28 protein-coding genes, 1 tRNA gene and 1 rRNA gene are annotated in these 26,447 nt (G+C 39.2%); 2 read left to right on the top strand and 28 right to left on the bottom strand.

Features of this window, described 5'->3' with window-relative positions; genetic code table 11:
* Positions 1-19 precede the first annotated feature (19 nt).
* From ESZ50_RS10280 to ESZ50_RS10185, 21 genes are all read right to left on the bottom strand, one after another.
* The gene (locus ESZ50_RS10280) at positions 20-214 is read right to left on the bottom strand and encodes a hypothetical protein (RefSeq protein WP_148623677.1); all 195 of its coding nucleotides are present in this window, start codon (positions 212-214) and stop codon (positions 20-22) included.
* A 9-nt stretch (positions 215-223) separates the two neighbouring features.
* A complete protein-coding gene (locus ESZ50_RS10275; protein ID WP_187387625.1) occupies positions 224-946 on the bottom strand; it encodes a hypothetical protein in 723 nt (240 codons plus the stop codon).
* A gap of 56 nt (positions 947-1,002) precedes the next feature.
* Positions 1,003-3,561: a phage tail tip lysozyme gene (locus ESZ50_RS10270; RefSeq protein WP_246111550.1), complete on the bottom strand. Its 2,559-nt coding sequence runs from the start codon at positions 3,559-3,561 to the stop codon at positions 1,003-1,005.
* A gap of 12 nt (positions 3,562-3,573) precedes the next feature.
* The gene (locus tag ESZ50_RS10265) at positions 3,574-5,946 is read right to left on the bottom strand and encodes a VirB4-like conjugal transfer ATPase, CD1110 family (protein ID WP_148623675.1); all 2,373 of its coding nucleotides are present in this window, start codon (positions 5,944-5,946) and stop codon (positions 3,574-3,576) included.
* Complete coding sequence (locus tag ESZ50_RS10260) at positions 5,894-6,256, bottom strand: hypothetical protein (RefSeq protein ID WP_148623674.1); 363 nt, start codon at positions 6,254-6,256, stop codon at positions 5,894-5,896. Before ESZ50_RS10260 ends, ESZ50_RS10265 begins: the two co-directional genes overlap by 53 nt.
* A 3-nt stretch (positions 6,257-6,259) precedes the next feature.
* Complete coding sequence (locus ESZ50_RS10255) at positions 6,260-7,039, bottom strand: hypothetical protein (RefSeq protein ID WP_148623672.1); 780 nt, start codon at positions 7,037-7,039, stop codon at positions 6,260-6,262.
* Between the two features lie 9 nt (positions 7,040-7,048).
* Positions 7,049-7,276, bottom strand: a complete 228-nt coding sequence (locus tag ESZ50_RS10250) for a hypothetical protein (protein ID WP_148623670.1) — start codon at positions 7,274-7,276, stop codon at positions 7,049-7,051.
* Positions 7,277-7,364: 88 nt separating this feature from the next.
* Positions 7,365-7,814, bottom strand: coding sequence for a type III secretion system protein PrgE (locus tag ESZ50_RS10245; protein ID WP_148623668.1), 450 nt, complete (start codon positions 7,812-7,814; stop codon positions 7,365-7,367).
* Positions 7,815-7,872: 58 nt separating this feature from the next.
* The gene (locus ESZ50_RS10240) at positions 7,873-8,031 is read right to left on the bottom strand and encodes a type II toxin-antitoxin system RelB/DinJ family antitoxin (protein ID WP_148623667.1); all 159 of its coding nucleotides are present in this window, start codon (positions 8,029-8,031) and stop codon (positions 7,873-7,875) included.
* Positions 8,032-8,049: 18 nt separating this feature from the next.
* A complete protein-coding gene (locus tag ESZ50_RS10235) occupies positions 8,050-9,207 on the bottom strand; it encodes a MucBP domain-containing protein (RefSeq protein ID WP_148623665.1) in 1,158 nt (385 codons plus the stop codon).
* Positions 9,208-9,218: 11 nt separating this feature from the next.
* Positions 9,219-11,189, bottom strand: coding sequence for a GbpC/Spa domain-containing protein (locus tag ESZ50_RS10230; protein ID WP_148623663.1), 1,971 nt, complete (start codon positions 11,187-11,189; stop codon positions 9,219-9,221).
* Positions 11,190-11,210: 21 nt separating this feature from the next.
* Positions 11,211-11,597 (bottom strand): hypothetical protein, encoded by a 387-nt coding sequence (locus tag ESZ50_RS10225; RefSeq protein WP_148623661.1) that lies wholly within the window; start codon positions 11,595-11,597, stop codon positions 11,211-11,213.
* Positions 11,598-11,610: 13 nt separating this feature from the next.
* Complete coding sequence (locus tag ESZ50_RS10220) at positions 11,611-12,465, bottom strand: class A sortase (RefSeq protein WP_222860811.1); 855 nt, start codon at positions 12,463-12,465, stop codon at positions 11,611-11,613.
* Positions 12,466-12,604: 139 nt separating this feature from the next.
* Positions 12,605-12,943, bottom strand: a complete 339-nt coding sequence (locus ESZ50_RS10215; RefSeq protein WP_148623657.1) for a hypothetical protein — start codon at positions 12,941-12,943, stop codon at positions 12,605-12,607.
* Positions 12,943-13,689 carry a ParA family protein gene (locus tag ESZ50_RS10210; RefSeq protein ID WP_148623655.1) on the bottom strand — a complete coding sequence of 249 codons (747 nt, stop codon included), beginning with the start codon at positions 13,687-13,689 and terminating at the stop codon, positions 12,943-12,945. Before ESZ50_RS10210 ends, ESZ50_RS10215 begins: the two co-directional genes overlap by 1 nt.
* Before the next feature lie 25 nt (positions 13,690-13,714).
* Positions 13,715-13,999 carry a hypothetical protein gene (locus ESZ50_RS10205; protein ID WP_148623653.1) on the bottom strand — a complete coding sequence of 95 codons (285 nt, stop codon included), beginning with the start codon at positions 13,997-13,999 and terminating at the stop codon, positions 13,715-13,717.
* A gap of 628 nt (positions 14,000-14,627) precedes the next feature.
* Positions 14,628-15,257: a hypothetical protein gene (locus ESZ50_RS10200; RefSeq protein WP_148623651.1), complete on the bottom strand. Its 630-nt coding sequence runs from the start codon at positions 15,255-15,257 to the stop codon at positions 14,628-14,630.
* Positions 15,258-15,272: 15 nt separating this feature from the next.
* Positions 15,273-15,395 carry a hypothetical protein gene (locus ESZ50_RS11945; protein WP_281282894.1) on the bottom strand — a complete coding sequence of 41 codons (123 nt, stop codon included), beginning with the start codon at positions 15,393-15,395 and terminating at the stop codon, positions 15,273-15,275.
* A 13-nt stretch (positions 15,396-15,408) separates the two neighbouring features.
* Positions 15,409-16,218, bottom strand: a complete 810-nt coding sequence (locus tag ESZ50_RS10195; RefSeq protein WP_148623649.1) for a replication initiator protein A — start codon at positions 16,216-16,218, stop codon at positions 15,409-15,411.
* A 276-nt stretch (positions 16,219-16,494) separates the two neighbouring features.
* Positions 16,495-16,752: a helix-turn-helix domain-containing protein gene (locus tag ESZ50_RS10190; protein WP_148623647.1), complete on the bottom strand. Its 258-nt coding sequence runs from the start codon at positions 16,750-16,752 to the stop codon at positions 16,495-16,497.
* A 133-nt stretch (positions 16,753-16,885) separates the two neighbouring features.
* Positions 16,886-17,851 (bottom strand): DEAD/DEAH box helicase, encoded by a 966-nt coding sequence (locus ESZ50_RS10185; protein WP_148623645.1) that lies wholly within the window; start codon positions 17,849-17,851, stop codon positions 16,886-16,888.
* 236 nt (positions 17,852-18,087) lie between these two features.
* Between ESZ50_RS10185 and ESZ50_RS10180 the strand changes: the two genes are divergently transcribed.
* Both ESZ50_RS10180 and ESZ50_RS10175 read left to right on the top strand, forming a co-directional pair.
* On the top strand, positions 18,088-18,723 hold the full coding sequence (locus tag ESZ50_RS10180; RefSeq protein WP_148623643.1) for a YigZ family protein: 636 nt from the start codon (positions 18,088-18,090) through the stop codon (positions 18,721-18,723).
* Between the two features lie 63 nt (positions 18,724-18,786).
* Positions 18,787-18,860, top strand: a tRNA-Arg gene (locus ESZ50_RS10175).
* Positions 18,861-18,947: 87 nt separating this feature from the next.
* Here ESZ50_RS10175 and ESZ50_RS10170 read toward each other — a convergent pair.
* The 7 genes from ESZ50_RS10170 to rrf all read right to left on the bottom strand — a co-directional run bounded on the left by ESZ50_RS10170 (position 18,948) and on the right by rrf (position 26,310).
* The gene (locus ESZ50_RS10170) at positions 18,948-19,439 is read right to left on the bottom strand and encodes a YbaK/EbsC family protein (RefSeq protein WP_148623641.1); all 492 of its coding nucleotides are present in this window, start codon (positions 19,437-19,439) and stop codon (positions 18,948-18,950) included.
* Positions 19,440-19,449: 10 nt separating this feature from the next.
* Positions 19,450-20,574: an aminotransferase gene (locus ESZ50_RS10165; RefSeq protein ID WP_148623639.1), complete on the bottom strand. Its 1,125-nt coding sequence runs from the start codon at positions 20,572-20,574 to the stop codon at positions 19,450-19,452.
* Positions 20,575-20,681: 107 nt separating this feature from the next.
* Positions 20,682-21,629, bottom strand: coding sequence for a carbamate kinase (gene arcC / locus ESZ50_RS10160; protein ID WP_148623637.1), 948 nt, complete (start codon positions 21,627-21,629; stop codon positions 20,682-20,684).
* A gap of 31 nt (positions 21,630-21,660) precedes the next feature.
* Positions 21,661-23,139, bottom strand: coding sequence for a basic amino acid/polyamine antiporter (locus ESZ50_RS10155; protein ID WP_148623635.1), 1,479 nt, complete (start codon positions 23,137-23,139; stop codon positions 21,661-21,663).
* Positions 23,140-23,159: 20 nt separating this feature from the next.
* Positions 23,160-24,200, bottom strand: coding sequence for an ornithine carbamoyltransferase (gene argF / locus ESZ50_RS10150; protein ID WP_148623633.1), 1,041 nt, complete (start codon positions 24,198-24,200; stop codon positions 23,160-23,162).
* 51 nt (positions 24,201-24,251) lie between these two features.
* A complete protein-coding gene (gene arcA / locus ESZ50_RS10145) occupies positions 24,252-25,484 on the bottom strand; it encodes an arginine deiminase (protein WP_148623631.1) in 1,233 nt (410 codons plus the stop codon).
* A 709-nt stretch (positions 25,485-26,193) separates the two neighbouring features.
* A 5S ribosomal RNA gene (gene rrf, locus ESZ50_RS10140) occupies positions 26,194-26,310 on the bottom strand.
* Positions 26,311-26,447: the final 137 nt, after the last annotated feature.

Below are 26,447 nucleotides of genomic sequence, written 5' to 3'. Positions count from 1 at the left end.
AATTGAGATTGCTTTGCTATCAGTTATTTGAATTTCCACTTGCTATTTTAACCAGGTCATTCATTGTCATATTGTTCTCTACCAACAATTGAGACACGATTTCAGTGTTTAAAGCTTCTAGCTCGTTTTCAGCTATATTAAGCTCCTCACGCTTCTTTTCTATCTGTTTAGCAAGTTTATCTTGTTTTGCCTGTAAAGCTGCTAATTTAGCCATTATTTACTCCTAATATAGTTGGAAAGTTCCAGCTAAGTCACCATTAGTTCCACTGCTTTCCGATGAGCTTGAGGTGCTTGAAGTTGAAGTACCACTCGTTACATTTGAACTAGTGCTTGTAGAACTCGCTGTATCCGACGATGCGGTATTACTAAAGCTAGTAGATTGCGAATAATTTGTTGTATCGCTAGATAATTCATTAGTTGAAAGCCACTTAATTTCGTTCACAAGATATTTGTTACCTTGTTTATCGAATGTTAGTTTCAACGTTGCCTTATTTGATTGATCTTTTAATGCTGTTTTCAAATTATTTGGCTCTTGCAGTTGAGTGTTAGTATATTCAACATCTACAATCGCTGTATTATCTTTCGTATCAATATAAATTGTTTGGTCTTTCAAAACTTGATCGATTACCAAGCCTTTGTAAGCTTGATTTACTGGTTTATTTTCTTCTGATACTTCCTGGTTATACATCGCCTCAGTCATCAAGCCCTTGTAACGATTACGATTCTCACCAAGATCTTTTTTAGTGAAAAAAGCTAAGTCAAATTTTTCGACCGTTGCTCGACTTAATTCACTTTTTTTGCTTTCAGTAGTCTTAGTTGTGACCTTATTATTTGTTGACATACTAGTTGTTAGATTACCAACACTGTAACCAACTACAAGCAACACAATCGCTACTACAACACCGGCAGCATACTTAAAACGTTTAATCTTCTTCTCATCATACATAATTTAATACCCAATTAAAGTAGAGTTTTCTACTTTTAACATCCTTTCCAATTAACCTAACCTAAATGAATAAATGAAATACCTGGTTGCTTATTCAGAACGCGCCAATTCATAATGTATATCCCGCCATAATTCATCTCTGATACAACAAAGCTACCGTCTGGATTAACGTATTCTACAACCGCAACGTGACCGTATTGTGCCGACGTACTTGCAACTCCACCATTGAAAACCGCTATATCTCCACGTTGTGGATTACCCGTTAAGCTCGCTCCTGGTGTCTTTGTATAGTTTCGCGACCACTCACCACCATTACCCATATAGGGGTTAATACTATGGCCAAGCTGTGCTTCTCTATTATAGACATACCAAGTACAGTTTCCAAGCGCGTACGCGTTCCCAGGATAACCGTCTTTCTGTTCTTTATTCGTTGGTTCAGGTTGAATTTTATCTTTATATGCGTCAAATACTTTTTGACCAGATTCTCCTAAATGGGATCCACCATTGTTATTAAAGTAGTTATACCAGTTCGTTGCTGATTGAATACGTTGAGCTAATTTATCTCCAGGATTCCCCTCATAAAATATTAGGAAGTATTGAGTGAGCGCTGGGATCGTTGATCCTGCTTTTCTCGACAACACATTTTTTAATGCCGTTTGTGACCCTGGATTGTCGCCATTTAACATGAAATCAATTTGCAAACCTAAATCATACCAGGGCTTACCTTTACTACCAGCATAGTTTAATAACAAGGTGTGTCGATTACCACCGTCACCAGTATCAGTCCACTGACCCAATCCCAAGCCTCGATGTTTGATATTGGAAAAACGCCCGTTGTATATTTCTGGCCCACCCATAGCTAACCAATTAGGATCGTCCCAAGAGCTGTCACTTGCTCCAACTGGTGGCTTCAAGTAGTCTCCCTCTGCACGCTTAGCTGTGATATGGCTTTCAACATCAAAGTTTCCAATCATTGCTGCAATACCCTCTTTTGTATATCCCAACTTTGAAAGGTAATCATAAATTTGTTGAGCGCGCTTTGATACGTCTCCTGTCGGACTAAAATCTGAACTTGCAAGGGTTGTGAACTGAGTATATGTGACTTTCGGAAAGTAGAAGCCTGGATTGACTGTAAACCATTTTTTATCATCGTCGTCATATTTTTCATACTTGATGTTTAAAGTAGTACCTGTGACTTGGCCCACAACGTCGCCCGATTTTACCTTTTCTCCGCCAACAAAACGGTCAGTTGTTACTCCAGTAAAGGTTAATCTTACGTCTTTCCCATCAGTAATTATTAACTGACCCTTTTTTGCTGGTAATTCAATCTTACCGTTTAAAGGTGCCTTAACGTTTTGTTGAGCAGTAGTAACCGCGTCAATATTGTCTCGTAACTTAATATCTTCACCATTTCGTTCATAGCCGTAACGATGACTAACTATTAAATTATCAGTATCAATCGGAAAATCCAGTTGGTTTGATAAATCTGTATAACCTGTGTCATCATCAATTTCTTTCATTTCCTCATAATCATCTGAATCTAACTTGAAAGGCGAATTTTTGTCTTTCTCCAGGTTATCCATAGTATTTAGTTCGTACTTCAACTCTGATCCATTTAGACCTTTCCAAATATCATTCAGGTAGCCTTTATAAGTACCAATATGTGTCCCTGGATCCATTACATCGTTTAGTGAATAATCCTCAAAACGATAGTTCATATAGAACATTACATCGTCCAATTTTGAGTAGAACACATTACCTGAGCTAGAGTGCTGAGCGTCTACGTATGATAAATACGTCCACGAATCAGTTAAATCCTTATCCTCTTGGTATATTGCCATATTACCGCCAAGTGCTCCGCCCATAAAAAATGAAATACACAGCAAGATTACTATTCCCAAAGAATAGGCTTTGACCTTTGTTTTCTTTTTAAAAAAAGAGACTATCTTGGATAGTCCCTTAGTCGCTGTCGTAGCCTTTTTTGACGTCGCAATTTTCTTTTGCATTGCTCGACGCAATTTGTTTCTTGTTTTTAGTTGATCTGGTGTAGATTGAAACCCTTTCCCACGAAACATATTTTGCGTCTTATCAGCAAAATGATAAGTAGTTCGAACGCCTTTATTAGCTAGTTTTACAACTGGTTTCGATTGTTGATAATACCTTTTTGCCTGACGAATATGGCGTTTTGCCTCGATCGCAGAAGCCAGCGTGTCATCTTCCTGAAGCTTTTGTTGTGTCTTATTACTCGCAAAATTTTTGGCCTGATATTTAGTGGCTCGTTTGGCTTTGTTAGATAGCCTGCTTGTATCGTTTTTCTTGGTACGTCGGTACACTTTCTTACTGAGCCGTCTCTCACGTTCAGCTTCCTTCATTTTTTTAGATTTCTTTATTGGCTCCTCAGAATTAAATTTCTTAGCGTCCCTTTTGGCTTCCTTGAACGCTGATTTTTCTTCCTTTAATTCTTTCTTTGCCTTAACAAATGAATCTTTAGTAACCTTAGTAGCTTCTCTTGGCTTAACAAATTTATTGTTACCAATACGATCTTTCACATCGCTTCTAAAATCCTTACTATCTTTAAAAGCCCGTTTGAGTTTAGGCTCTTGCTCCTCACTCATATTTAGCCTCCTTTAGATAGAATCTGTATTCATGAGTTCAAAGAGCTTAGTATCTTCTGGAATTGGGTTCTCAAATGGTACAACTGTACCGCCGGCTGAAATCAGACCCGTTCCACGCTGCACCTTTTCACCAACATATTTAAGCATCGGCTGTGATATTTTGATAACTTTAGTCAAGTCCTGTAAATCAACCGCTTTCTGTCTCAATAGTACAAGAAATTCTGAATTTGAAATCATTTTCCGCCCTGCTGGCTGTTCCAATAATGTTGAGATATTTTGTGTAATTCCAGTTGGGACAGCACCATATTTACGCACACGGCTCCACAATTTCCAGAACCAATCCGCATTTTCAGCTGTGTCAAAATTAAGCTGTAATTCGTCAAAGTATAACCAGGTAGTGATTTTATTTTGGTTAGCTACAACTTGCTTCCAAATTTGGTCTAAAATCACTTTCATTGCGAATGGCTTTAATCGTTCATCTAGCTGTTTGATATTAAAGATTAAAAACTTACCGTTCATGTTGATATTTGTTTCATAAGCAAATATATTTTGTGAGCCTACTGTATATGGCTCTACTTTAATGTACAATCCCTTTGCTTCATCTTCTGGCTGGTCACTAAGAATAGCGTACCAATCAACTAAGGTCGGAGTTCTATTAACATCAGCAAAACGCTCATAAGTTAATCTTGTTACGCGGTCAACAATACTTGCTTCTTCATCTGTGAAATCATTCAAAATTGAAGCGAATAATCCGGCCAACAAATTTGCCTTTTCTTTAACAACATCAACATTTTGATCTTCCTTTTGCAAAAGGTTTTTATCCGGTAAATCAAGCAAATTCAAATGGTTATTTGTTCCTGACGAAATATCCAAAATTTCAGCTCCAAATTCTTTACCGATCTCTAGATACTCACTTTCTGGATCAACAATAATTGTTTTGTCGTTTGCGTTTGCTGGATTTAACAACGTAGTTGTCATACCCCATTTAACATTCATCGACTTACCCGACCCAGAAGACCCCAAATATAGCCCAGAGGGAGTGATTAAGTCACGCTTTCGATCGACTGTGATTAAATTATGGCTCATTTGATTTTGACCGTAGTATTGCCCCGTGGGACTTTGAAGGTCAACATTAGTAAACGGTATCTCAATCGCTACATTACTTGTTGTCATGTCACGCATATAATTCCGTTCAATATCAAGATATGGTTTACCAATTGGCAGAATTGTGTTTAGTGCCTCTTCCTGGAACTGATAAGTCTCTTCAAAGTCTACTGATTCCTCATGACCAATATCTTTAATATTTTCTATTGTATCTGTGAGCTTATCCTTAGTATCTTCAACCAGCATGACTGTAAAAATGCCTGAAAATAAATTTTGACCATTTTCCCGAAATTCATTGTTCAAACCGTCTGTTGCTTCTCCAATTTCCGAAACACTTCCAGCGATCATATCATCGGATATTCCATTTTTAAAATTTTCTTTCTGCTGACGTACCTTTTCGGCATTATTCAAAGTTTGTTTTTTTCTGATTTCCTTACGTGCTTCAACCATATTATAAGGCCTAGCATGAATACTAATAACCAACTCGTGTCCCGAATCAGTTAGCTTCTGTATCAATCGATCCTCTAGGTTCTTTGGATATTCACGTATATAAAGTACAGCACCAAATTTTCCATTAATTTTAAAATACGAATCCTTAAATTCTAAACGGTTCGGTGCAATGAATGACTTACTATTTAGTCCACTTATTGCCATGTCTTTATAGTCAACTGTGAACTCGTACCCAGGCCTCAAAATACTATTCATGATCTTTAATCTATCCATACCGTCTAATTCTTGAAACCCTAATCCTAGATCAGTATCGTTAAATTCTTTGTCAAACTTACTATGCAAATTATTAAGCAACCTATTGGCTTGTTTACTGTCTCTGGCTTCCTTAGTCAGTACCATATAATTTGTAGCTTCAAAGTTTTTCTGATCTTGACTATATCGACTTAGAACAATCTCATTCATCTCATTGCGATAATCGTCGAAACCGTCACCTTGTGGCTCAATTAAAATGCCGTCCAAAACACTAGTTCCGAGTCGCTTATTGACAGTTATCAGTTGATACCTGGAGTCCTTATCCAATACATTAAGGGCATTCGCATAACTAACTGCAACATTTTCCTGATCTTCTCGTGATACTACTTCATAATCTATTTTTCCCAACTTCCACATTTTAGAATATTCATTTTCAACAATGTGCATTAGTCCATTTTGAAATTGAGATGTGTATTTGATTGTATTTTGGGTTGTTGGAGCTGTTTTCCTTAGCCGTTCTTGCTTCCTAATTTGTGAAACTGTCAGTTTCTTTGACTTCTTTTTTTTGAATAAACTCATCTGCTGTATACTTCCTTATTTGTCCACTACTGTAATATCGTTCTTGAATTTTCATGTTAAAAAACCAGTTTGCTTTTGCAGCTTCCAACCGTCCTGTACCCTTTAGAAACGCGGGTACAACAAACAACGTGCCAGTTAGAAATGCCGTAATATAAAACATGAAGCCCTTAATCACAAAAAGTTCAACACCTATTACTGCAATCGCTGGTATGATCTGAACGATCATAATCAACTGAGATTTTGTCAAACTTTTCCAAACAATCGGTTCAATTTTTGATAAATCCGGATGAAACTCTGATTGTAAAGCCATGTCTTAAACCCCCATCCAACGTCTTGTTAATACTTGGGATCCAATTAATGTTGCAGCAATTACAAATGCCTTTGCGATTACTAAGAACATTGCCGCAAGATTCTGAGCCACGTCACCGCTTGCTGCCACATTGAAAATGTCATTGTTAATTAACACCGGATAGATCTTCAAAATTAATAACAGCACAAAACCCTGAATTATTAACGCAGTAAATTGTTTGATATATCCTATTGCAACGGATTTAAATTCGTCACTTACATACGAAGCAATCATAATTGGAGCTACTGCTTTCATGACGTACAACATTAAAAATCTTAAAAAAATTAGGAGCTTTGCAATTATCTGGTTAGTCCAAAGTCCAATTCTTCCAACAGATTGGAGCCACCCAATTACAAACTTTTCCCAACCATGCGCTTTCTTTGTAATCTCTGGAATACTAACACTCCCGTGACCACCTTGTAGACTAACTGAATTAATCAGGTGTCCTATAACAGATGAGATGTACATCACTGCGTCTATTAACATTGGAGAAAATGTGATCAACATAATTCCAATAACATATTTCATACTACTTTGAATCCAAAATTCGAAACCCATATTCGCGTCACTACTCGTTAATTGCTTCTTCACATCAACAAAGTCCATATACCACATAATGCCAACAATAATTATCGCAACGGGCAACACAACCTTAGCAACAGCCTCAGAAAACGTGTTAGCTGTCGGATTATATGATTTAAGACTAGAAAGCAATTTGTTAAGCGTATCTTTGTCTACGTTCATTCAACACACCTACTTTGGCAGATTGTTTAGTGCAGCGATAATAGTTGCTGCAATACCACCACTCATTGCAGCCATAACTCCACCTAATACCATTGATTGGATTCCTTGATCAACAGCTGGGCCATTATCATTCTTCTGCCCTGTTGAGAATTTCATATAACCGGTATAAACCGCAAAAAGACCAATAACTACACCAACGGTCCCTAACGCGGTAACTAGTTTAATAACAATTTCCATGTTTTTCTTCTCCTCAAAATAAAAAAGCAACCTATTCGATTCAGGTTGCTTGTGCAAAGTAGAAAAGTAGAGTTCTCTACTTTTTAAATTAAAATCCTAGTTCTTCGTCCATTTCCTCTGGTAAATCTTCTCTGCCATGTTGTTCAATGCCAAACTCATTCGCATTTAAAAACTTTTCGACCTCTGAGCGTGCCTTTCCTTGATACTTTTTCTTTACCACATTGATAAAGACTGACTTACCTTTCAAGAAATTTACAGTAAGTTGGTTGTACCCAAAATCAATCTCCGGAATTACTACACCGTGATCTTCAATACTTGCCAAAATATACATAAGATTAGTGTCAGTCATTGAGTTGCCAAACGTTAGGTTGTAATAACCAACTTCATTCAATGAACCAACAAGCTTTAGCACTATCATATTAGTATCACCATTCTTACTAATACTAAGCTTCGCTCCTTCGATCTTGGCTTGATTCAAGCCTGCTGGAAATTGAACCGTTTCAGGCTTTCTTTCAGTTGGTCGCTTATACATTGCCATGTTAATTTTCTCCTATCTTTTTATATCCCCTAACCACCGCTTACGCCTCATTTTTGAATTAAAAAAGATCGTCAAACGGTGTTTTCTCCGTATTGGCGACCTGCATTATAAACATTTGTATTGCTACCTGAGTTGTTATCCCATTACGTTCAAATAACTCATCAACTTTTTGTTTTACATCTTGCTTAACCCGTATTTGAATTAACTTGTCTACCAAAACCTTACCTCCTCTTCTTTAATATTCTTCGCTCTTCAAAATAATCATTAAACTAACCACTAACATCGATAGCCCAGCAAGAGTAATCGACACTCCTGGGTTGCTCCCTGTATCAGGTAACGAATTTTGATTACTCATCTCAGCAGCTTTTAAATTGTTAAATGGTGTTGTAGCTTGTTGCGACAAATTAGCTGTTTTCAGTGCAATTCCACCGATATTTATAGCAATATCTCCTTTATTTGCTACAACATTGCTACTTAATGACGAATTATCAGTGTCAGAATCCTTGTTGACTATCTGTGAATCAGTAACGTCTTGTTTAATTTTCTTGTACACGTAAGTAACTGTTTGATCCTCATTTCCATACGTGCCACTGATAGGGCCAGATACACTAGATAATGAATAACCCTCAATATCTTGTGTTTCAAAGCTATACGTATTACCAACATTTCCGGTCATTACTTTAGGATTACTAATTGAATTGCCATTTTCATCAACATAATTTGCCGTAACGTTCGATTGAACTCGTGTATAGACTAAATCGAAACCTATTGTTGCATCACTGCCATAACCAGGGGACGCTTGTATTTGACTAACTGTATTTGCTAATGAATTTGTACCCGCTAATTGACGTAAAGGTACTTCAATTTTATTACCAACTCCAAAGTCGATAGAATAAATTGATTTATCTAAATCTAGCTCCCAATCTTTCAACTCAAACTTGTTAATATCAGCTTGAAAATTTTCCCACATACCGTAGGTTGTACTATCAGTAGTCTTAATTTCCTTACCACTTTGGTCTGAATACTTGTAATAAACATTGAGACTACCGTCTTTGGCGGGTGTAAAGAATGCTTTGATAACTTGTGGTTCAACCGTAAAAGTACCGTCAAAGGCCACAGCATTTGGCATTTGATAATCATGAACGTGTTTGCGCGGATCGTAAGACCATGTATCACCGACTTTTCCAGTCAATGTTTCATCATCTCTAATTTTCTCGCCATTATCCATATCTATAAATTGATAGGTTACCGTTCCCATTTGTTGCGGATCGTCATTAGAAGCAGAGGATTGAGACGTCACTTGTGCGTCAACATTTACATGCACCTCAGCAACACTTAGACCGATAGCTATTGATGACAGTAAAGTAGCGGCAAATAATAATGCTTTCTTCATTCAAGCCACCATTATTTGAAGCTATTGAATAGCTGGTTGAAGAATGACATTACCGGATTAGTTGTTCCAGTCGTTGGTAAGTCCTTTGCCGGAGCTTCCTTAGTAGGTGCTGGAGCGTCAGGGGTATTTACAACATCAACCTCATTCGATGTCGTGGTGTCCTCATTCTGCGACTTACTTCCGATATTTGGAATTTGGTATGATCCGTCGTCTTGCTTATAACCTGATAGGTCTGCGTCCTTCGGGATTTTTACTCCAAAACGTGCCTCAATTACGTGTCCCTCAAGCTTCTCAGCTTCTCCCTCATTAAGGGTGGCAGTGATTTTACCGGTCAAACTAAAGTCATTAGTAATATCCTTGTTTTCATCCGTCTTATCAATAATTTGTACACCTTCAAGCGACAATGGAGCCGCCAAATTATCAATTAGCTTGAACGAATTAACTGGTTGCCCAGCCTTATCGAATGAATCAATCGATGTTGTCAGCGTATAACCGAATGATTGATCTAAGGCTACATCATTCTTTTCAACATCTGATTTCGGTGTGTCATTGCTAGTTGATTCATCAATTGGCGTTGCAGCGTCGTTGCTTGCTCCTTTGGCATCAGTCTCATCTGAAACCTTTGATAGTTTCCAACTCGATGTATCAGCAATAAATGCTTTCTCTACTTCTGATTGCTCGCCCTTAACTACGATATTCGTTTTCTCATAATTTCCTGTTGGTGCTGGACGGGAAGGATCGATTGTAGTGGAAACTGTTCCCCATTGATCAAAGGCATCATCACTAGTCCCGTTAGTCTCCGTCGCGAAACGAATCTTAGGATCATCGCCATTTTTAAATCCAATCAACACAGAACCAACAATTCGATTAGAAGCACTTGTACTATCCCAGCCGTCCCAAGACTTAGGCATTACATGATTTGGATCACTCAGCCCGCCAATTGCGGTATTACTTGCGTCCGCATAAGCCTTATTGTCATCATGAATTGTGACACTTGAACCTTCCAACTTATACATTTTCGCTGAACCGTCCACAACTTGAACAGTTTCACGTAAGTAGTGCGCTGAATTTGTATCACCGGTTGCTGTTTCCACACCATTTGAATCCCCATACCCAGTGTTCAACGAACCAACTGTGAATTCAGCAGTATTATCTGCTGGATCAATCTTATTTCCATTTTCATCATAGTACCGATACGTAAGGCTAGTACCCAAAGTTTGGATATTTCGAATTGTATCTGTTGGATCTTGATAAATAATTACACCTGGAGCCCATGATGAATTTTTTACCGGATTGTCTCCCAAATCTGATAATCCAACTTCAAGCTTAGAAATCTTTTTTCCATTGTAAGTGGTATTCTCAAGATTTGAGTAAGTAACTGTTCCAAAGTCACCGCTAACGCCCTTTGTTCCATTTGCAGAGTGTACATACAAGCCATAAGTTGACTTGATTCCAGAATTACTTGGATTAAATCCTCCTGGTAATTCAGTTGTTCCGCTGTTCATTTGATCCAACGTCAACTTCTTGGCCGTCACGCTGTTATTTGTAATATTGACCTCTGTCTTGGCGTTAGGCTCTTTCTTCATAATCAATTGCTGATTAATGTCACCAGGCTTCACTCCATTAATACCTGTATTACCGCCTGACCAATCATTGTAACTGCTAATCGACTTATCAAGTGACGTATCTTGGGTTCCTTTATCAGCCTTGGCTTGTTCCTGAGCTTTCTTCGCGTCGGCTCTTGTATTAACAGTGACCGTCTTTGTGGTCTCTTTAATTGCCATGCCTTTCGCTTTTGCGTCCGCGATCTTTTTATCACTATCCGTATAATCAACGTTATAGCTGGTTGATTGGCTAGTATCAGTGTCATCTGCTAATGCTTGTGCAGTAACTACGCCAACAGGGCTGCTTCCTATTAACATCAATCCTGTACTAAATAATGCAAAAGCCTTCTTACTTGGTACGTTCTTCAAAAATTCCATTCTCAATATCTCCTATTGTCGCTACCACGGTATGACAGACCATTGGTAGTGCTCTCCTATATACATATATTCAGTCGTTGGCTGAACCCCGTCATGTGTCGTTGCCGTGCCGTGATTCAATTGTTCGATCAATTCTTCTAAGGCCACCGCTGCATAACTCTCTAGTGAGTTAATGGCATTGGTTTTGACCATGAATACTCGATCCTTTAAATCATCAACCGGTAACAAACTAGTAATTTCAATCTGATTATCAGAATAGTGAATATTAATAAAAATAAATTTAGTTGCCTCTGCTATTTCTTCAACAGCAACAGGAATATCGACGCAATCTTGTTGACTACCTTTTGAATTAAATACGCCAACTGGGGCATGTTTTGCCACGTTATAGCGTAAGTAGAATTGAATCATTACAATCTCCTCCTTACTCTGCTAACGCTGGGAAAAGGGACTTTTCGGAACTCGTAGCATATCGAACATCAACTGTTTTAATCAGCTTTCCGATCATAATAAGTCGTTTTTCTGGGTGCCAATTAAACACAAGTCCGTCCTCATCACAGGTAACCATTGCAATTTCCGGCACGCCGTCCTTAACTTGCGAATCATCAGCAATCTTTCCATTGTTTTTAAATGAAATCGATTGCTTTCCGGTTGGATTGTCAGATTTTTTGTTTAACTGATACACGTAGATTTTCTTCATATCCGTTAAATAAACTTTTGGTTGTTTATCAACGTCAATCGATGAATCTTTTTGCATTGGTGAAAACATCAATTTCCCGCCACCATAACCAACGTTATGTGCTGCCACTGTGTAGCGGCCCTGCCCCATAACTTGATTTGGCTTTACCGTACCGGCTCCATAGGCTAACACCTTATTAGAGGCTCCCTCGTTGATTTGTAGAGGCGTAATTGGTACAGTGACACCATTTTGCTTAGGCACGCTAATATAGCCGTCAAAGCTCAATTTTTCGCTTGACGAACGATACTTCTGCAATGTTGCTGCGTCAGGTATATCAGTATTCTGATCAAAAGAAATATCCTTGTTAGCTAACTTATCTGCATGACTAGCAACCTTGTGCTTTTTACCTGAATCAGCTTTTTGATTTGCTGACACTCGTTGTTCAATCTGATAGTGATTAAACTTGTCATAGCCGTAATAGCTAAGTCCTAATACAGCAACTACCCCCAACCCTATTCCAATTTTCTTGGGGCTTTTCCACCAGCGGTGTTCCTCTGGACGGTAGAAACTCAATTGTGGTTTATCGTCTCTATTATTCATTCTTAATTCCTTCTCTTTCTGATAACTAAACGCTTGTTTAGCTATGGTGGCCTGATCTTTTGCATTAGCTAATCGCTCCATGCTGATTTAATGCAAAAAAAAAGCAACCACTAGTTTTTAAGTGGTTGCTTAGTTTGCATTATTTTAAAAAATCTTCAATCGACATCTGATCAGGATTCTCAGCTCGCTGATCAATCTCTGAAAACATTGATTGATACTGAGGATTGTCTTTCAAAAACTCTTCAAGGTACTGTGTGACTGCTTTATCTAATAGTTCAACATAACTTCCTTGACCAACTGCCTTTAACAAACCTAGTTGATCATAGTTCAGTTCTTTAATCTTAATTGACCTTGTTGGGACTGCCTCAGGCTTTTTTACAGGTGCCTTAACGCTTTTACGTCCTATGTGCTTCTTTTCCAATGGAACCGGCGTAACGTCGTCTCCAGCTTCCTTAGCAAACTTATCAAAACGTCCCATTAGATCGATACCTCGTCAAACTTTGCTTTCAATCCGGCAAACAACTCGGCCATTTGATTAGCAACAGCCTTATCTCTGTAATTCTTGCTGCTAAAGATCGATTTGTTATCTTTCAGTATCGTACGTTGTGGCATATACCCTGCGTACTCTTCATACTCCGACAAATCCTCAATTAAGTCCTTACTAGGATTATCATTGCTGATTTTATTGGCAACAAAGAGTAACTGAGTGTTACCCTCAAACTCTTTATTCAGATCAGTAACGAACTTGCGTAAACTGACTAGACCAAGAAATGAATCCTTGCTTGCTTCTGCGACGCCTATTACTACATCAGAAACAACAATCGCATTCAAAGTTAAGATACCCTCGTCATTTTCTGTATCAATAATAATGTAGTCGTAGTTATCAGCTAACCATTCTTCATTTTCAGCCAACCAACTACCAAAGATATATTCGCGACGACGACGTGAGGATAAGCGTTCTTTCAAAAGCTCTACTTCTCTGTGTCCTGCAATTAAATCCAGGTTCTCCGCTGCATGGATTGGTGTAACCTGCTTCTTATCGAACAAGTCGATTACAGTGTTCTCCATGTTTTGAAAATATCCATAACGGTTGGTTAAGTTCGCTGAATCATCAAAGTCCAGTAGCAAAACTCTACTTTCTTTCCTCATATACTCTGCCATATTGAATGAAAGAGTTGTTTTACCTGCTCCACCTTTGTTTACGTTCACTGTTATGATCTTCATCTTAATTGCCTCCTTAGGCGTAATACTAGCGCGACTGGCTTTGGTTATATTTGTAAGTAGTCATTAGCTTTCCGTGTCTACGTTCAGCTATCAATGCTCTGCCTTGTTTAATTGTCTTAATCAATGGGTAAGCGTCTTTATAACTCTTACGTAGCTTCACCTCACCAAATTCTCCACTGATATAGGCGTGATCGTGAATGACGTACAAACCGTCATGTCTTAATTCTCCGACCTCTCCAGTAGTCAATTTGGCAGTTGCGTTTCGTTTCCGTCCAATTCGACGTAATTCGTTCAATTCCAACTCATACATTTGCACCAACCTCCTTAGGTTATATTTGTATTTCAATGTTTCCTATAATTCTTTCGCACGGTTTGTCGTCTGGCTTACCGCAAACGCCATAAAATTTGTTTGATCTGATCGCGCAGGGATTTTATCGTTCTCGCTGGGGCTGCTTGGTTTCGCAGTCTTTAGAGTAATTGCTTACTCCACTACTTTCTGTATTCTTTGTTTATCCATAGCGACGCTAATCAGAAAGTAGTTTTGTTTTTCAATTGTCAATGAACTACCAACCTCAGTATTACAAGCTGGTGTTTTAACGACTTTGCTGTGTCGAATATGTATCTTAGCTTTCGCTAAGTTGAAAAACTATGAAAAGCTTTGCTAACTGTATTTTATTAACATTAGAAATGCGAACATTATAAATGCTAGTACAGACAGTAACATAGAAATACGGATCCATTTGTCTACTATTTCAATTCTTTCTCCCAAAGTGTAATGTCCTTTTTCGTCCCACTTTTTTAGGTTGATTATGGTTTCATAATGCGAAATAGTTTCCATAATTCCAAAAAGCAAAATCAAACCAATACCTACTATTACCAAAGAAGAAATAGTAATTGCATTCATGGAAATATCTATCATTTTCCTACTCTCTCACTTCTCAAATTGAATCAAATATATCAACTACGACCAATCTATAAATCCCCACAATTAGTAGATAACCTAGACTGAGCCCAAGCGTCCACACAAAAGTAAGTATAGGATTTAGCCATTCGGTAAATTGACCAATTCCAAATAAGATCATCACAATAGATATTATTATTCCTAATGGCACAGACCAGGTATTAATATACCTTTTTGCAAACAGCAAATTCCTATCACCTTCGGTGGAAAATATGTATATTTCATCACGTCTCCAATTTTCAAAAAACTGCTCTTCTTCATGCCAATTTAATTCAAAAAAATACCTAGCCTCTTGCTTATTTAAATTAATAATTTTTAACCCTGTCTGCTCGGCAAATTCCTTAAAAAACAAATGGACTTCCTGACGATGAACAATGCGCTCATCATTCGAAATATTAAGAATTTGATTTACATACACCTTTACAACTTTATGTTTAACAAGCTGATTGAGGATATCATCTTCAACTACATTTTTTCTGATAGACAACCGTTCCATAAACTCCTGGTTCGATCGACGAGTTTCATCTTCTTCAAGTTCCCGTTTCCGAATTAATTCGGATTTATACTTTGCTCTGTCATTCTTCAATTTACGCTCTGTCTCGTTCATGATTTCGTCCTCCGCCTAGATCAAAACTAAAGCAATCCAAAATATTGCTTCAAATATCTTCAATGACAAGCTAACAATCAGCATGAGTAAGTTGAACAATACCTTAATAATCATTCCTACCCCCTTTAAAACAAACATAGTTCCGTACCTCCTAATACCTTTCAGCCGCAGCTCTCATTTTTTCCTGATTTTCATTCTCAATTGTCTGCACTGTTGAAACAACGTAACCAACAGTCTTCCCGCCAGCTAAACCACTTTTATTGATTGCAGCTAATACAGTGGAAAGTTCTGTCTTACTAACCCACTCCAGTAGTTGTTTCTTCTGAGCCGTATTTAGCTTGGAATAATCAATGCCCATGTCTTTTTGTAATTCGTCAGCAATCACTTGCTCTTCACTTGCCATTTGCACACGCGTTGTTTGACTGATTTGATCATCATCTAAAAAAGAAATAATCTCAGTATCTTTATAATCAGTTTCATTAACATCAGTATCATTAGGGTTCATATTCTGAACTTCCGGACGACCGTTTTCTGAACTTCCGGAGGTTCGTTTTCTGAACTTCCGGAGGTTCACATTCTGAACCTCCTTGCTATCACTGGGCTCGTCCCTGTGGATAACTTCTTGAATGGATCCAATATACAATCGGTTAGGCTTATTCATGCCCTGTCTTACTTCTACCAGCAAACCGTATTCAGCAAGTTCTTTCTTAACTTGAATTACCTTTGTTTTACCCATATCCAATATGTCTTGGAGATTTTTTATAGTGAAAATAAAATATACATGACCATTTTCATCTATCCATTTATTAGAAAGTGATAACTGGAAGCGATCCTTCAAAATTCCATACGCCATTTTTGAACTTAATGACATTGGTTTGTAGTACGATAATTCAAACAATGCTTTCGGCACCTGGTAAAAACGTTCACTTGTAAGAACTTGATTTATATTAATTCGTTCCATAATTTCAGTTTCCTCTTCTGCTTATTCAATTCAGATAATGCTGCTTAACCAAAAAATAAGCAGAATCCTACAAAAATTTATATTTTATTGAGTGTTTGCGCTTTCCAAATCAGCAAAAACACGATATTATTATTTGTAGAAACTTTAACGCGTGGGCTTAATGGCACACAAAAGTTAGGGTGTTCGATTTTAAATTTTTTGACCTTTGGTCATTGATTTTTGAAAAAGATCAGTAGTTTGTTGAGTAATGTTTAATCTTTGGCGAGATTTACTCAACTAGGCCTGCTGGTCTTTTTGTTTTGCTCTGCATTGTTTATCAAACTTAGCTAACCTAAGAATTTCTTCTGGATCAACATCGAGGATCTTGGCCATTCGCAGCATATTTTCACTACTAGGCTCCCCTCCTGATCGATTCTCAAATCTTGCAAAGGTTTGTCGCTTCATTTGTGCATAATCAGCAGCAGCTTGAACACTAAATTGTCGCTCCATGCGCCAACTCTTCAACGCATTAGCTAATGACTTGTCTTTTACCATTCAGTGCTTCCTTTCTGCTCATGCATGAGCGATTTGTTTCAAAAAAAATCCAGGATCTTCCTGGCAAAAAAAAAATAGGAGTAAGTGACTGTGTTTGATCCTTAAATCAAACATAATCATCTACTCCTATATCTTAGTAGGTTTGTAATAAGCTGGCTTGAGTGAAAACTGCCTCGTCAGCACCCAAAATCATTACATCAAGATTTGAAAAACTAACTCCACGTTCAAGAATAATTGTTGTAACTAATATTCTAAGTTTATTCGTTCGAAAATCCTCAATCTTCGTCAACCGTTCTGGATCTGCAGCAAACACACCAGTAACCATCCCCGAATAAATGGCTTGCACCTTGCTAACCACATCGGAAATATCATCAATCTCTGGCACAAATATTAAAACCTTCTGTGTAACCTGATGAAAATCTTCTAAATACCTTAATAATTTAGTTGGCAACTGCTTCCGCCAGTTTGCAGTTTGATAAAATTCCAAGTTTACCAGCGGGTACCCATGGTAACGGCTTAATAAACTAATGGTGGTTTCCGTGATCTTTCGCAAATAACGATTAGGTGTCGCGGTCAAGAAAACACAAGTACCCTCGGGATGTTTTGCTCTAAAAATTCCCTGCCATAATTCACGATTATTACTCAAAGGAAAAGCGTCTGCTTCATCAACCACAATCAAATCGAAGGCGGCTTTAAACTTGATAATTTGATGCGTTGTCGCTAGGACAAATTGAGAGTAATGGTAGCTTTGCTCGACAAGACCATGCATCAAGCAGATTTTAACTCGCGCAAAAGCCGCTTGTAACCGTGGCAACAACTCATTCAATACGTCAACCCGTGGCGATAGAACCGCAATACGCTGTCCTTGTTCAATTGCATCTGCCAGTGTGCCGAAAAGAATCTCGGTCTTTCCCGCGCCAGTAACTGCTTCAACTAAAGTCGTCTGTTTTTTACGAACTGCCACCAGCAACTGTTGGCTGGCTTTTTGCTGTAATAACGTCAACGCACCAGTCCATGATAAGACTGGTCGTTCAACGTTAAATGCGCGTTCTTCAGCTAAATGAATCAAAAACATTGTACTATCCAATCGACCGAACATAGCACAGTTTCAACAGTATGCAACTCCGTTATCCTGTTGCCAAAGCGGGTCAAGTGATATCAAACATCTCTGACACTGACCATTTTGAAGCGCCGGGATTATTTCAATATTTGGGGATAAAGATTCTTTTCGGTATAATGAGTCTATTGCTACTAAACGACCAAATAATAATTGCTTGTCCATCTTCCTTTTCCTCTAATTTAACAGGACGCCAACTTTTCGAAAGGAGCTAAAAAATGTATTTAACAATTTCCAAAACAAATTACACCCACGAAGTTGTCATCAAAAAATCACGCTTCATCACTAACTTAGCACGTGTTAAGGATGAGGATGAGGCACGCGCATTTATCGAACAAATTCGCAAAACACACTATCATGCCAATCACAATGTCTTTGCTTATGTGCTCGGCGACAGTGATCAAATTCAACGAATGTCTGATGATGGCGAGCCGTCTGGAACTGCCGGTGTACCAATCCTAGAGGTTCTTAAAAAGAATCAAGTCCACGATGTTGTTGCCGTTGTTACCCGCTACTTTGGTGGAATTAAGCTCGGGGCAGGTGGATTAATCAGGGCTTATGCTGGCTCACCCGCAGAAGCCCTTTCCGCTGTCGGTTTTGTCCAACTTGTTCCTCAAAAAGAGCTCCACATCTCGCTCAGTTACAATACCTTAGATAAAGTTCAATACTGGCTGGAACAGAATAATTATCCCGCACCAGCGATTACCTACACCGATCAAGTTGAATTACTGCTACCAGTTGATGAGGCTAATTTAGTCCAGTTGCAAGAAACACTAACTGATTTAACCAACGGTCAAATTGATTTCAAGGTTGGGCGGCAAGTCTTGGCTGAAGTTCCGTATACTGATGAATAAATTTTCAAAAATAACTTGTAATTATTCATTTTTGAGATATAATTAAGTCTGTTGTTAGTTATTGCACCTATAGCGCAATTGGATAGAGTGTCTGACTACGAATCAGAAGGTTGCAGGTTCGAGTCCTGCTAGGTGCATAATTTAAAAGAGAGGATCGCTATTATATAGCGATTCTCTCTTTTTTATATAAAAAAGCACCCCACTGGAGGTGCTCTTATAGGCTATTAAAGATTAATAATCTGATACGGATACCCAAACGCATCTAAAATCTTAAAACAATCCGCCATCGCAAAGAAAATTGTCTTGGTATTATCATTTGGGTGCAAGGTCATAATCTCGTTACGATCCAGCATTGCCTGATCAAAGTATATCTCGAAGTTATCGTAGCTAGTTCCTGCTAGACCAAAGAAAGAAACAATTCCAGGCGTTAACCCCATCAAATCAGCTAGGCGACCCTCAGAAACTAAATGTAGCCGATTAACACCAATTTTTTCGGCCAGCGCCTCCATATCTAAGTTCTTATCATCATCCATAATCACCATATAGAAATGATTTGATTTCTTATTCGCCAAAACTAAGGTTTTCGAGCGCGACCCTGGATGCCCTTCGATATATGCGTCTGACTCCGCCGTTGAGTGACTTGCTGGATGTTCCACAATCTCATAAGGGATTGTAAGGTCAGCCATCAATTCTTTAACTTCTGTAAAACCCCTCATTTCAATCCCCTTACTTATATTCATGCAAAAATTCTGATAGTGCAGCCAATCCTTGACGCAAGGTCGCCTCGTCGGTGCAATATCCAATTCGTGCGTGACCTGGCAAATCGAAACGATTACCAGGAACAATCAAAACCCCTTTAGTCTTTAATAGCTGAATCGCAAAGTCTTCCGTTTTTTCCGGATCAAGGTCGTTAAATTTAACAAAGCTTGTTGAAACAGATTTTGGATAAATCATCGATACCGCTGGTTCGTTCTCTACCCATTCTCGTAAGATCGCCAAGTTATGACTAACAATCTTTTGATTCCGTGCAAGAACCTGATCGCGGTGCTTTAATACTAATGCCCCCAATGCATCATCAAACACACCGGCACAAATCATCGTGTAATCACGATATTTACGGAAAATATCCGCCACTTCGGCATTCGAGGCTGTCCAGCCCAGCCGAACCCCTGGCACTGAGTAGGTCTTCGACAGAGAATTAGTCGAAATTCCCTTTTCATAGAGGTCCACAATCGGTGCATAATTACTGTCCGACTCCAAAGGCAAATATACTTCATCCACTAAGACATAAGCACCAACCTCACGGGCAATTTTCACAACTTCATTCAAAAAGTCACGATCAAGGATCGTCCCTGTCGGGTTATTCGCATTATTTAGGGCAATCATCTTAGTATTGGGACGAATCATCGCCCGTAATTCTTCAAGCTTAGGATACCAGTTATTTTCCTCATAAATATGCCAGTAGCCAACCTCAGCCCCAAGGGACTTAGGAATATCATATAGCTGTTGATAGCTAGGATATTCGGCGATTACATGATCACCTGGCTCAATCAAACTATAGAGCGCCAAATGATTGGCACCTGTTGCACCATTAGTTGCCAAGATATTATCTGCTGGCATGTTTTCGTATAATTTTGCAACCTCATTCTTAAAGCTGGGTGAGCCTTCAATCCAACCATAGTTGAATTTCTCCTGCATAATCGCATCCAAGAAATCCTTACCACTATCCGGCTCCAAAGCCAAAATATCCTTCAACTTCATTGATGAGATTGTCGATTGTGCAATATCATACTTTGCCGACTTCTCCCAAACATTCAACCATTCCTCAACACCAAATCCAGCAATTTTCATAAGCTAACTCCTATCGAATACAAGTGGTATAAATATACATCATTCTCCATAAAAATACAAAAAAGGTTGAGACCGCCGCCCCAACCTTTTTTGTTAATTTCTATTCTTTAGTCTTTAACAATGCGAGTTCCAGTACCATTGGCAATGAAATCCTCAACATTTTCAAGTGAAGTGATCGTAGCTGGACGACCTGTCCGCTTAACAAAGTTTATCGCTGCTTGAACCTTTGGCAACATTGATCCCTTAGCAAACTGGCCCTCAGCAATGTAACCCTCAGCTTCAGCGATTGTCACTGTCTCGAGCTTCTTCTGATCAGGCTTGTTGAAGTTAACGTAGACATTATCAACCGCCGTCAAAATCAAAAGATCATCTGCTGCAACTAATTCAGCTAGGCGAGCTGCTGAGAAGTCCTTGTCGATAACAGCTTCAACACCTTCAAAGCCACCTTCGACCTCAACCACTGGAGTACCACCACCACCTGAAACAGTAGTCAAAACTCCTGCTTCAATCATTGGAGCAATTGCTTCAGCTTCAACAATTCGCTCTGGCTTTGGTGATGGAACAACTCGACGATAACCACGACCAGCGTCCTCAACCATTTGCCAATCTGGATGAGCAGCTTTAAGTTCAGCAACTTCTGCCTCATTATAAAATGGACCGATTGGCTTGCTTGGGTTCTCAAAGGCTGGATCATTCTTATCAACAACAACACGTGTGACAACTGCTGCAACTGGAACTTGTCCCATTCCATGCTTGTTAAGTGCCTTGGTGAATGCATTGCTCATCCAGAAGCCAATTTGACCTTCTGTCATCGCAACGTCCGTATCAAGTGGCATTGCAGGATTCTTTGGTGAATCAGCTGCCAATTGTTGGAGCAATAGGTTTCCGACTTGTGGTCCATTACCATGAGTAACAACCATGTGGACATCATTATCCTTGATCAATGGAATCAATTGTTCTGCCGTTTCGTCCAAAGCACGCTCTTGTGCCTTAGCGGAAGGATCATCCGTCAAAATTGCGTTACCACCTAAGGCAACAACTATCCGTCTAACCATAATTAATTTACCTGCTATCTATAATTTAATTTTACAAACCAAGCAAAGCTCTTAGTCCAAACTGATTAGCAATCAATCCGTACAAGGCGCCAAGTGCTAGAATAGTCACAAATGCAATCATGATCCATTCACCTTGGCCAATTGTGCGGTTATTTTCCTTCTTAGCTCGGAAGTACAAAACAATTCCGATCATATAGAGGATTGACGCCATCCAAACGAACTGCCATCCAGATAACCACAATGCAACTACTTGGAAAGCAACTGCGAAGAAACCAATGATTGCACGCTTAGCAGACTTTTCTTCCATTCCCACCTTCATCATATATGCACCAACAAGTGCATAACAGATCATGATAGCGGCTGTACATAGATAAACGAAAACGTTGTATGCATTTGCCACGAAATACGTGATGATGATGAAGATTTGTACGAAGATCTGAGTCAACCAAAGTGAATTAGCTGGAGCATTATTCTTATTCAACGCACCAAACCACTTTGGCAACAACTTTTGATCTGCCAACTGTGAAGTTGCTTCAACTGGTAGCATTGTCCATGACAACCAGGCTCCCAGCAAAGAGATAATCAGACCAATGGCCATTAATGAGCCACCCCATCCGCCAACCATCGACTTCATGATATAAACCAACCCTGGTTGATTCATATTTGCCAATTCTTGTTGACTTAGGAAGCCAAATGGCAAAAGTGATAGCAAAACGTAGATGAAGAGTAAGCTGATCAAACCAAGGATCGTCGCCTTACCAGCATCTGACTTGCGCTTAGCACGATCGCCCATCATTGCAGCACCTTCAATACCAACGAAGACCCAGATCATGACCATCAATGAATTTTGAACTTGCTTAAAGACATCGCCACTTGTCATGCTTGTAAACGACATACTCTTGATGACACCGTCAGCATTGACGTTTGAAACAAAGTTCTGCCAGAAATGTGCGTCGAAAACTCCGGCTTTAAAGAGGACGATTCCGGTAATCATGAAGACAACCAAAGGAATCAACTTAGCGATTAACACGATTGTGTTAATCAAGGCTGCTGATTCAACTCCTTGAACAACTAGAATTGTTAGCAACCAAGAGATAATCGATACAAAGATCACGGCAAACAGGGTCAAACTACCATTTGCATTGGCAAAGATGCCAGGGAAAAAGTAGTTAAATGACGTCATCATTAGCACCGCGAAAGCAATATTTCCAGCCCAGGCTGAGAGCCAATACCCCCAACCCGATAAGAAGCCGACAAAATCACCAAACCCAGCTCGCGCGTAATCTGACACACCTGAAAGTTCAGGCTTATTAACAACAAGGTGATTCAAACTCAAGACCAACATCAGGATTCCGAATCCGATGAATAACCATGAGACGATCACTCCACCCGGTGTAGCACCTGTTGCCAAGTCATTTGATAGATTGAATACCCCACCACCAATCGCACCTGAAACAATCAGGGCAACCAGTGACAGGAGACCAATACCATTTTTGTTCTCAGTATCCATCTGCCTACTCGCTTTCTAAACTAGATTTCTGGTACAGCAGGAATGAATAGGTTTCCAGCTGTAGCGGCCATGATTGCCTTGATTGAGTGCATCCGGTTTTCGGCCTCTTCGAATTGATGAGCATACTTTGAACGGAAGACTTCATCAGTAACTTCCATTTCAGTAAGACCATACTTCTCCTTGATTTCCTTACCATACTCAGTCTCAGTATCATGGAAGGCTGGCAAGCAGTGCATGAAGATCAATTCGTCATCAGGTGTTCCAGTCATCTTCAACATATCCATTGTTACACGGTATGGAGTCAACAACTCAACACGCTCTTCCCAGTTAGACTCACCCATTGATACCCAAACGTCAGTGTAAATAACGTTGGCGTTCTTAACACCTTCAGCGATGTCAGCTGTAACCATTGGCTTTGCACCTGACTTAGCAGCATAACCATTGGCAAGATCCATGATCTCTTGTGATGGGTGCAATGACTCTGGGGCAACGATGTGAATATTTACACCCAACATTGATCCAGTAACCAACAATGAGTTCGCCATGTTGTTACGACCGTCACCAACGTATACCAAAGTGATTCCCTTCAAACGACCAAAAGTCTCCTTAACAGTCATGAAGTCAGCAATCATCTGAGTTGGGTGCCACAAGTCAGTCAAACCGTTCCACACTGGCACACCAGCGTGCTTTGCCAAACCGTCAACAGTTTCTTGAGCAAAGCCACGGTACTCAATTGCGTCAAACATTGATCCCAAAACAATGGCAGTATCTTCAACTGATTCCTTCTTACCAAGTTGGATATCATTGGCACCCAAGTACTCAGGGTGAGCACCTAAATCAATGGCAGCGGTAGTAAAGGCTGCACGAGTACGTGTTGATGTCTTAGCAAAAAGCAAAGCGATGTTCTTACCCTCAAGATACTTATGAGGAATATGGTTTTGCTTCATTGCCTTCAAATGAAGCCCAAAATCGACCAAATATTGAATTTCTGAAGGTGTGAAATCCTTTTCTGCCAACAAGCTACGTCCTTGGAATACTGAGTTAATCTTTGCAACTGTCATTGTTTTATATCTCCTATTTAATAAATGTGTTGTGTCTATCTAACAAGTTTCTTAGATCTCTTCACGCCACAATGGCTGTGACATGCAACGAGCTCCACCACGTCCACGGGCCAATTCTGAAGATAGAATTTCGTGAACCTTGATACCATGTTGCTTCAACAATTCAATTGATACATAGTTACGATCGTAGGTTACGATCTCACCTGGTGCAATTGCCAATGTATTTGAACCGTCGTTCCATTGCTCACGTGGGGCAATGATTGGATCACCATTTCCAGTCTCAATCAAATCAAGTTCAGATAGGTTCAAAACTTGCTTCAAAGCTTGACCAAGGTCTGACATACGAGTGATATCAACTTCGCCATCCTTACCAGGCTTCAAAACAAATACATTGATGTTACCATTTTGACTAAAGATACCTGGGAATACCGTGAATTGGTCATAATTGATCATTGTAAACACTGTATCCAAATGCATCATTGCGTGGTTATGAGGAATCTCAACTGCAACAACTGTATCGAATGTTGACAATGGGTTGTTGAAGAGTTCCTTTGCCAAAGCTTGGATCGTCTTTGATGAAGTACGTTGTGAAACACCAATTGCAACAACGTTCTTACTCAAAACTAGTTCATCACCACCTTCAATACGAGTAGTGTGGTTACGATCACGCCAAATTGGTGTGTCAGCAAAACGCTCGTGATGCTTCATAATGTATTCAGTGATCAATGACTCTGGTTGACGTGCTGGGAAAGTCATACGGTTAATCGTCATTCCCTTACCCATTGACGCTTGTGGATCACGAGTGAAGTAAGCGTTTGGTAGTGGGTTCAAGAAGAATGGGTTCTCGGCGTCTGAACCAGCCATGTCTGACAAAACGGTCCGCTTCAAGTCAATCTCGTTCTTACGAACACCGGCGTAGACCTTGTCGACCATGTCCTTTGTGTCCATACTCTCCAAATATGACTTCAAGCCTTCAAATGTACGACCATGCTTGTAGCCGGCCTCTGTAAGGAAACGTGTTAAGAATTCATCCTTAACTGCTGTATCCTTAGCAAATACGTCTGTTGCAAGATCTTCAATATATACTGTCTCTGCTCCATTATCACGAAGTGTTTGAGCAAAGAAATCATGTTCCTTCTGAGCAATCTTCAAATATGGAATATCATCAAACAAAAGTGACTCCATTGTGTCGGGAGTAATATTCTCCACTTCTGCTCCTGGACGGTGCAAAAGTACTGAAGTCAACTTACCGATCTCTGAATTAACATTAATTCCTTGGGCCATGATTTAATACATCCTTTCAAGTTGAAAATTAATTATTTGGTTAAAAATAAGTACTCTTATTTGTAACCGCTTACAGATATTATTATAGGATGATGTTTTCAAAAATCAACCGCTCATTTTTCATAAACAGTCCTTTTTGCAGGATATCTGCATAAAATTTCAAATATGCATTTAACGCCCTTACTATTTATAAATGCCCTTGTAGCAAGGAATTTCCTAGCTCATTTCTTAATTTTGTACCCAGATTCTGAAAAATATCGCTAGTCGTTTTCATGCATTTTCAGAATTATGCTGATTTTGAAATTTCATTTTCATTAGGCAAACGGTGGATTTGAGTTGGTTTCCTTAAAAATAAGTCCGATTTATTGTGCAATTATTTACAAGTGACCTTTCATCAGTTCTTTTGCACAGCTAAGCTAAAAGAATGCCCTTTTCATGAAGCAATTTCATTGAGAACTGTACAAAGCAATCTTGATTTAAACTCATAATTTTCACATAAAACATTTCCAAGTTCGGTCCATTTTACCTTTATTCAGTTTATTCAATTTTTATCCAATTTGGATTTCGATCCCCGATAAGTATTTTGTGCCTGTCCGTCCGATATGTCGTACTTTAAGTATATTATTGTTTTCTAGATCTCCTTAGTCAATCCTTCCGGTGATTTTTCGGACACAAAAAAAGACACCCATCACTGGGTGCCTTCTACTTTGCATCGCGACGTCCTATCCTCGCAGGAAGAGATCCTCCAACTACTTTCGGCGCTACTGAGCTTAACTTCTGTGTTCGGTATGGGAACAGGTGTATCCTCAGTGCCATCATCACGACACGTTTGTTTCTTAAATGTGATCTTCGTCTGATCGATGAAGCCACACTCTTTTTTTAGAAAGAACTCTTAATCCTCTCAAAACTGAATCTCTTTGTAAATCTTTCCTAGCTATTACACTGCTTTTACTTGGTTAAGTA

It is taken from the genome of Weissella muntiaci, assembly GCF_008107635.1.
Classification (GTDB): Bacteria; Bacillota; Bacilli; order Lactobacillales; family Lactobacillaceae; genus Weissella; species Weissella muntiaci.
This window is presented reverse-complemented; position numbering and strand designations above follow the sequence as displayed.